Below are 772 nucleotides of genomic sequence, written 5' to 3'. Positions count from 1 at the left end.
AGGAATTTCGCTACCTTAGGACCGTTATAGTTACGGCCGCCGTTTACTGGGGCTTCAGTTCAAACCTTCGCAGTTACCCGCTAAGCTCCCCCCTTAACCTTCCAGCACCGGGCAGGTGTCAGACCCTATGCGTCAACTTTCATTTTGGCAGAGTCCTGTGTTTTTGGTAAACAGTCGCCTGGGCGTCTTCTCTGCAGCCGCTCATCGCTGAGACGGCCCCCCTTATCCCGAAGTTACAGGGTAATTTTGCCGAGTTCCTTAACCATGATTCTTTCGCGCACCTTAGCATATTCTGCCCAGCTACCTGTGTCGGTTTACGGTACGGGTATCCATACGCTACACGCCAGTCCACTTTTCTTGGAAGCCCATTCAGTCCTTCGACGCAGCCGAAGCCTTGTCTCAACGCACACTTCCGTCCGTACGTAGAACCCCCTGCACTCCGTCATGAACTAACCTGTATAGATAGTTGGGGACTATTAACCCCATTCCCGTCAGCTTCGCAATTCCGCTACGCCTTAGGACCCGACTAACCCTCCGATGACTGCCATCGCGGAGGAAACCTTAGCTTTTCGGTGTGAGGAGTTCTCATCCTCATTCTCGTTACTTATGCCTACATTTGCTTTTCTATGCGGTCCACCAGGGCTCACGCCCCAACTTCACCCCCCATAGAATGCTCTCCTACCACATCATGCTCCTGCATGAGTCCATAGCTTCGGTGGTGTGCTTGATGCCCGTTTATTATCGACGCCCGCCCCGCTCGACCAGTGAGCTG

The 772-nt window shown here is 53.4% G+C and carries 1 rRNA gene; it reads right to left on the bottom strand.

What is annotated here, in order from left to right:
- Nucleotides 1-772, bottom strand: a 23S ribosomal RNA gene (locus tag ACYVAD_RS09830); the annotation flags it as partial.

The sequence above is a fragment of the Spirosoma pomorum genome, assembly GCF_054776615.1.
The sequence above is the reverse complement of the archived record's forward strand: the minus strand, read 5'-3'. Positions and strand labels throughout refer to the sequence as shown.